Below are 4,472 nucleotides of genomic sequence, written 5' to 3' on the forward strand. Positions count from 1 at the left end.
AAACCCTTCGGGCAAAAAGAAACCCGCCATGCCTTAGAGTTTACCGGGGCCCTTCTCAGTGTTCGCTCCGCGAAGCAACTCCCCCACCCCCGCAAGCCGGGCGAACTCCTTGGGGTCCACCGCCTTGGAAAGCCCCATCTCGTAGGTGATGAGCTTCCGCTTGAATAGGTCGGCCAGGGTGGCGTCCATGGTGACCATCCCGTACTGCCCCCCGGTCTGGATGACGGAGCGGAGCTGGGCGGTCTTGCCCTCCCGGATGAGGGCCCGCACCGCCGGTGTGCCGATCATGAGCTCGTAGGCCAGAACCCGTCCCCCGCCGAAGGCCTTGGGGAGGAGCTGCTGCGTCAGGACCGCCACCAGGATGTTGGAAAGCTGAATGCGGACGAGCTCCTTCTCGCTTTCCGGAAAGACGTCAACAATCCGGTCCACCGCCTCGGGGGCGGAGTTGGTGTGCAGGGTCCCCATGACCAGATGCCCCGTCTCCGCCGCGGTGATCGCGGCCCGGATGGTCTCGAGGTCCCGCATCTCCCCCACCAGGATCACGTCCGGGGCCTGGCGAAGAACGGAGCGCAAAGCCCGGGCGAAGTCCTTGGTGTCCTGTCCGATCTCCCGTTGATTAACGATGCTGTTTTTATGCCGGTGGAAGAACTCGATGGGGTCTTCGATGGTGACGATGTGGGCCCGCCGCCGTTCGTTGATGTAGTCCACCATGGCCGCCAGGGTGGTGCTCTTCCCGCTTCCCGTGGGGCCGGTGACGAGGACAAGCCCCCTCGGGGAGAGGGCGATCTCCGCGATCCCTTTGGGAAGTCCCAGCTCCTCAAAGCCCTTGACGACTGCAGGGACAATCCGCAAGACCCCGCCCACGCTTCCCCGCTGGAGGAAGATGTTCACCCGGTACCGCCCCTTGCCGGGGAGGGAGAAGGAGAAGTCCAGCTCCTTTTCCTCCTCGAAGATGCGCTGCTGCCTTTCGTCCATGAGGGCGTAAAGAAGGGCCCGGGTCTCCTTTGGGGTCAGGGGGTCGTACTCCGTGGGGTGGAACTCCCCGTCCACCTTGAGCATGGGGGGGAGGCCCACGGTGATGACCAGGTCGCTCGCCCCCCGCTCCACGGCGAGGGAGAGGAGGTCTACGATTTCCGGTGCTTTGGCCATGTCCTTAGTCTACCGTTTTTGCCATGACCTCCTCCAGAGTGGTGATCCCCTGGAGGGCCTTTTGGACCCCGTCCTCCCTAAGGGTTCGCATCCCCTTCCTTCGGGCGAGCTCCTTGAGCTCCGTGGCGCTTTTGCCCTGGACGATGGCGTGGCGGATCTCGTCGTCCACCACGAGAAGCTCGTGGATGGCGTACCGCCCTTTGTACCCGGTCATGCTGCACCGGGCGCACCCGGTGCCCTTGAAAAGCCGGGCGCCCTTGAGCTCCTCCTGGCTAAGGCCGAGCCTCGTGAGGACCTCGGGGTCAGGGGGCACCTCCACCTTGCAGCCCTCGCAGATCCTCCGCACCAGCCGCTGGGCCAGGACCCCGATGAGGGCAGCGGAGATGTTGAAGAGCTCCACCCCCATTTCGTCCAGTCGGGTGATGGCCTGGGCGGCGTCGTTGGTGTGCAAAGTGGCGATGACCAGGTGGCCCGTAAGCGCGGCCTCGGTGGCGATCTTGGCCGTCTCCGAGTCCCGGATCTCCCCCACCATGATGATGTCCGGGTCCTGCCGGAGAAAGGCCCTGAGGGCGCGGGCGAAGGTGAGGCCGGCCTGGGGGTTGACCTGGGTCTGGTTGATCCCGGGGATCTCGTACTCCACGGGGTCCTCGATGGTCTGGGTGTTCTTGTCCGGGGTGGCGATCCGCTTCAGGATGGAGAAGGTGGTGAAGCTCTTCCCGCTTCCTGTGGGGCCGGTGATAAGGAAGAGGCCGTAGGGCTTGGCGATGGCTTCCCTGAACCGTTCGAAGACCTCCTTTGCGAAGCCCAGGTTTTCGATCTCGGGGATCTCGGTGGCCTTTTTCAAGAGGCGGAGGACGGCCTTCTCCCCGTAGACGGTGGGGAGGGTGGAGAGGCGGAGGTCCAGGTCGATCCCCCCCTCCTTGAACCGGACCCGGCCGTCCTGGGGGAGGCGCCTTTCTGCGATGTCCAGGCCCCCCATGATCTTGATGACGCTGATGACGGCGTTTAAGGCGGTCTTGGTCAGGGTGGAGTACTCCTTTAGCGCCCCGTCCACCCGGATGCGGATGATCATATCCCCGGCCCGGGGCTCCACGTGGATGTCCGAGGCCTCCTGGAGATAGGCCTCCCGTATGACCTGCTTGACCAGCTTCTGGGCCGCGGTCTCGTCGAGTTCCTGGGAAGGGAGCTCCTCCTGGGGAGCGGGCGTTTTGGCGAACTCCTTGGCCAGCTCCCCCAGCTCCTGCTTCCCGTAGTAGCGCTCGATGAGCCGGATGATGTTCTCCTCCGTGGCCACCGCCGGTTTGAAGGTAAGCCCTTTGGTCCTTAGGGCCAGGGTAAGGTCGTCTATGGCAAAGACGTTCTTTGGGTCCCGCATGAGGACCACCAGCGTCTTGCCCTCGAGGTGGTGGGGAAAGACGGTGTACTTTCGCGCCAGGCGCTCGTCCAGATAAAGGTGGGCAGAGGGGTCCGGTGGGTTTTCCCGGGGGTCGATGTAGCGAACGCCGTACTGGGTGGCCAGGGTCTGGGCCAGCTTTTCCGGGGAGACCTTGCCCGAGCGGATCAAGGTGTCCTCGAGGCGGCCGCCCCCTTTGCGCTGGATTTCCAGGGCCTCCTCCACCTCCTGGGCGCTGACCAGCCCCAGCTCCACCAGGATCTCCCCCAGGGGCTTGGACCGGCCCATCTTTTCCTGGATTTCCAGGGCCTCCCTTAGGGCCTTGCGGCTAAGCTTTCCCTCCTGGACCAGGGCTTCACCCAGCCGGCCCTTCTCGGGGTAGCTCCTTTGGAAGAGCTTTTCCCACTCCTTGGGCAGGGTGAGGAGGAAGCGGGCCGGCTTTCCCAAAAGGCCTTCCACCTCCTTCCGGTGCCTGGGATCGGCCAGGACCACTTCCACCCTATCCCCCCGTAGGCGGACAGGAATGGCCTGGTACCGGAGGGCGTCCGAGCGGAGGAGGAGGGAGAGGGCCTTGGGCTCGGGGATGAGGTCGTCGGTGCTTTCCAAAAACTCCAGACCCTCCTTTTCCGCTAAAGCCTGGTACAGGTCCTTCTCAGAGACCCCTTTCCGGATGAGGATCCGGCCCAAGAGGTCCCCCGTCTGCTCCTGTTCCACCAAGGCCTCCTCCAACAGCCTTGGCTCCAGGAGGCCTTTCTGCACCAGGTGCTCCCCAAGCTGCATCTCCTCTGGGCTGGCCCCCTTGGGTGGGGGCGGGAGGGGCAGGCCGAGCTCGGGGTAGAAGCGCGCCAACGCGTACATGAAGCTACTCCGAGTGGTCTGGTAAGGCTCCACCACCAGCCCCGTGAGGTCCTCCACCTCCTCGAGGGCCAGGGTGTCCAAGGGGTTTACGAAGGCTACCCTAAGGACCCCGCTCTCCCCGTCCAAGGCAAAGGGAATGGCCCCGAGGCTTTGCGCCTTCTCCGCGGGGATGAGGGAGAGGACCTTGGGGGGAATCTCCATCTCCGTGAGGTCCACTAAGGGGATGCCGAAGGCTTCCTCTATGGCCTGGGCAATCCGGCGCTCGGAAAGGAGGCCCATGTCTACGAGGACCTCAGCAAGACTCCCCCCGACCTCCTGGTGGCGCTCCAGGGCCAGTTGGAGCTCCTCATCGTCCAAAAGGCCCTTGTCCAAAAGAGTGGCCCCCAGGCGCTTATCTCCAATGGTCAATACGCTCATTCCAGCCTCCTAAAAGGAGCCTCCAACAGGCGTATGAAACGCGTGTAAAAGAACTCCCGGTCCGCCAGGGGAGGGACCAGGACCGTGTACCCCCCCGCCAGGTTCCCCCCCAGGACGTCGGTGAAAACCTGGTCCCCCACCACCGCCACCTCGCCCGGGTTTAGACCCAAGGCCCGGATGGCCTTGCGGAAGCCAAACCAGGGTTTGAAGGCGGGGGCGTGGCCGGGCAGGCCCAAGGCAGCCTGGATGCGTCGGAACCGGCAAGGCCTGGCGTTGGAAAGGAGGTAGAGGGGGATGCCCGCCTCCTTCAGCTCCTGAAGCCAGGCCAGAACGCCCTCGGGAACCTCCTCCGCCTCGTAGGGCAGAAGGGTGTTGTCCAGGTCCAAGATGACCCCTTTAAGCCCCCGTGCCCTTAGAAACCCCGGGGTCAGGTGGGTGAGACCAGGGAGAACGGCCTTGGGCCGGAACATGCCTTTATCTTTACACAAGGCCTCCCAGGAGGACGACCCCCCACATCCGCCCGGTCTTCCCCTGGTCGCGGCGGTGGGAGAAAAGCCGGGGGTCGCAGTGGGTGCAAACCCCCACCGTGTAAACCTGCCCTTCAGGGATCCCCAGCCTTCTGGCTTGGAGCACGAGCGCGGCCAGGAGGTCCAGC

General features: G+C 64.4%; 4 protein-coding genes. All 4 read right to left on the reverse strand.

What is annotated here, in order from left to right:
- Positions 1-33: 33 nt before the first annotated feature.
- Positions 34-1,149, reverse strand: a complete 1,116-nt coding sequence (locus C4301_RS09325) for a type IV pilus twitching motility protein PilT (RefSeq protein WP_352414806.1) — start codon at positions 1,147-1,149, stop codon at positions 34-36.
- Between the two features lie 4 nt (positions 1,150-1,153).
- A complete protein-coding gene (locus tag C4301_RS09330; RefSeq protein WP_352414807.1) occupies positions 1,154-3,817 on the reverse strand; it encodes an ATPase, T2SS/T4P/T4SS family in 2,664 nt (887 codons plus the stop codon).
- Entirely contained in the window at positions 3,814-4,287 is a 474-nt protein-coding gene (locus C4301_RS09335; protein ID WP_352414808.1) for a YqeG family HAD IIIA-type phosphatase, read from the reverse strand. Before C4301_RS09335 ends, C4301_RS09330 begins: the two co-directional genes overlap by 4 nt.
- A 10-nt stretch (positions 4,288-4,297) precedes the next feature.
- The coding region (locus C4301_RS09340; protein ID WP_352414809.1) for a laccase domain-containing protein at positions 4,298-4,472 on the reverse strand (175 nt) is incomplete at its 5' end.

Origin of the sequence: Thermus sp., from assembly GCF_040290245.1 — a bacterium.
Classification (GTDB): Bacteria; Deinococcota; Deinococci; order Deinococcales; family Thermaceae; genus Thermus_A.

Bases quoted from the DNA above. Each gene is read 5' to 3' on its own strand.
- C4301_RS09330 (WP_352414807.1), bottom strand. From the start codon at position 3,817: ATGAGCGTATTGACCATTGGAGATAAGCGCCTGGGGGCCACTCTTTTG.
- C4301_RS09335 (WP_352414808.1), bottom strand. From the start codon at position 4,287: ATGTTCCGGCCCAAGGCCGTTCTCCCTGGTCTCACCCACCTGACCCCG.
- C4301_RS09325 (WP_352414806.1), bottom strand. From the start codon at position 1,149: ATGGCCAAAGCACCGGAAATCGTAGACCTCCTCTCCCTCGCCGTGGAG.